The sequence below is a fragment of the Inquilinus limosus genome (assembly GCF_002195995.1).
In the GTDB taxonomy this organism is placed as follows: Bacteria; Pseudomonadota; Alphaproteobacteria; order DSM-16000; family Inquilinaceae; genus Inquilinus; species Inquilinus limosus_C.
Window position 1 is genome coordinate 1 of sequence record NZ_NHON01000098.1, and the last position, 2,395, is coordinate 2,395.

Here is a 2,395-nt window from a genome sequence, read left to right on the forward strand (position 1 = left end):
GAGCGTACGCCGAGCAGCGCGTAGACGGCGCCGACCAGCAGGCCGGCCCCGAGCGAGAGGAGATAGGGTTTCATGGGCGGCATCCCGCGGCCCCGGGCGGGCGGCGCTGCCGCAACCCGCCCGGGGCCGGCGACGGGGTCAGGCCTTGTGGCTGTCCTGGGCGTGGAACATCGCCTTGACGTACTGGATGCCGACGCCGAAGGCGCCGCCGAACTTCATGGCGATGCCGGTGGTCAGCTCATAGGTCTCCAGCCGGGCCCAGTCGCGCTGCAGCTCCAGCAGGTAGGTCAGCGCCGTGATCGGGCGGGCGCCGGCCTGGATCATGCGCTCGACCGCGCGCTCATGCGCCTCGGGCGTGCAGTCGCCGCAGGCGTCGGTGACGACATAGACCTCGAAGCCCTGCTCCAGCGCGGACAGCACCGGGCCGTTGCAGCAGACCGAGGTCCACAGCCCGGCGATCACCAGCCGGTCCTTGCCGACGGCATTGACCCGGCGGACGAAGTTCTCGTCCTCCCAGGCGTTCGAGGTGGTGCGGTCGGTGATCTCCGCATCCGGGAAGGCCTCGGTGACCTCGGTGAACAGCGGGCCGGCGAAGCTCTCGCGCGAGATCGTCGAGATGATCGTCGGCACGTTGAAGCCCTTGCCCGCATGGGCCAGGATCCCGGCATTGGTGCGCAGGCTGGTGATGTCGATCGACTTGGTGTTGAACGCCATCTGCGACTGGTGGTCGACCAGGATCAGCGCGTGATCGGTCGGGCTCAGCAGGGTCCGGGCAGGCTTGGCGATCGCTGTGATGCTCACGTCGTCGTCCTTTCAGGGAGCGGTCTGTCGACTTGGGCCCGGCGGGCGGCATGGCGGGCGCCGATCATCCGATCGGGCCGGCGGCCATCGCCTCACGGGGCGGACAGGACCCTACGACGGGGCCCTTCGGCCCGGGACCCGGCATCTCGGCGGAATTCGATCCGCAGGATTGCGCATCAAGGCCCGACGCCGCCGGCGATCCCGCGGCCCTCGATGACGTCGCGCTGCCGCAGGATCGCCCGGGCGCAATGCTCCATGAAGGCGTAGACCCGGCCCGACCTGCGGATGTCGGGATGGGTCAGGATCCACAGCTCGTCGAACACCTCGCGCTGCACCGGGCTCAGGCGCGCCAGCCCCGGCGCCAGGTCGCCATGCATGCAGGGCAGGAAGCCGATGCCGATGCCGGCGGCGATCGCCGCGCCCGCCCCGGCGACGGAGTTGCTGCGGTAGACGATGCTCTCCGCCGGCACGCGGTCCTCGACGAAGCGATGGGCCCTGAGCCGGGACAGGCCGCTGCCATAGGACACCCATGGGCGCCGGACGAGGTCGTCGAGGCCGGACGAGGCGCCGACATGGTCGATCCTGCGGCCATAGACCGCCCAGGCGATGGTCGCCACCTTGCGGCCGAACAGGTTCTCCGGCGGCGCGGCGGTGGTGGCGCGGAAGGCGATGTCGGAATCGCCGCGCGCCAGGTTCAGCGCCCGGTTCTTGACGATCATCTCGATGCAGATCTCCGGGTTGGCGGCCCGGAACCCGGCGATGATCGGGGTCAGGAAATCCAGCAGCAGCGCGTCGCTGGTGGTCACCCGCAGCTGGCCGGCATGGCCCTGCACATGGCTGGAGACGCGGCGCGCCACGCCGAGGATGTCCTGCTCGACGCGCGCGCCCAGCGCGACCATCTCGGCCCCCGCTCCGGTGGGGGCGTAGCCGCTGCGGCGCCGGTCGAACAGCACCACGCCCAGCGCCTCCTCGACCGCGGCGAGGCGGCGGGAGACGGTGGAATGGTTCAGGCCCAGCGCCTTGGCCGCGGCGGCGAGGCCGCCATTCTCGCCGATCGCCTTGACGATGCGCAGATCGTCCCATGAGAGCTTGTGGAGAGGATCGGCCATGCTGCCCCTGCGGATGCGGGTCGCGCCGGCCGCTGCTGGTTTCGCCGAGCCGGCCCTGGCGCGGCGCCCCGCGCGTGACGATGGCCTCAGTCTTGGACCGCGGCGGGGGCGCTTGGCAAGACGGGCCGATGCGGCCTCCCTGCCCCCCGGCCGGCAACGGCCCGGCGTCACGCCGCAGGCGGAATGAAAACCGGGGCCGCGTCATGGCGCGGCCCCGGGGTGGCGACAGGGCGAAGCCTTGTCGGTTCATGGCGCGGCAGGAGGATCTCCTGCCCCGGCGAGCCGCCGGCCGCCGGCTCTAGCTGTTCACCGTGATGGTGACGAAGCCGTTGCCGGTATGGACGCCGTCCCGGTAGCCGATATTGGTCGGTGGGTTCGCGGGATCGAGGACCGGCACGTAGCTGGAGCCGCCACCGCCGCCACCGCCGCCGCCCTTTCCGGCGCTGCCGACACCGTTGTCCATGCCGCCGCCGCCGCCGCCGCCG

General features: G+C 71.8%; 4 protein-coding genes. All 4 read right to left on the minus strand.

Features of this window, described 5'->3' with window-relative positions; translation table 11 throughout:
- Positions 1–83, minus strand: an 83-nt coding sequence (locus tag BWR60_RS39075) for a DUF1427 family protein (protein WP_429913049.1), incomplete at its 3' end; no start/stop codon positions are given.
- 55 nt (positions 84–138) lie between these two features.
- Entirely contained in the window at positions 139–801 is a 663-nt protein-coding gene (locus tag BWR60_RS30510) for a hydrolase (RefSeq protein WP_088156137.1), read from the minus strand.
- A 176-nt stretch (positions 802–977) separates the two neighbouring features.
- Positions 978–1,910 (minus strand): LysR family transcriptional regulator, encoded by a 933-nt coding sequence (locus BWR60_RS30515; protein ID WP_088156139.1) that lies wholly within the window; start codon positions 1,908–1,910, stop codon positions 978–980.
- 298 nt (positions 1,911–2,208) lie between these two features.
- Positions 2,209–2,395: hypothetical protein (locus BWR60_RS36605; protein ID WP_179222014.1), on the minus strand; the 187-nt coding region annotated here is incomplete at its 5' end.

Coding starts and splice junctions, on each gene's coding strand:
- BWR60_RS30515 (WP_088156139.1), bottom strand. CDS start 1,910: ATGGCCGATCCTCTCCACAAGCTCTCATGGGACGATCTGCGCATCGTC.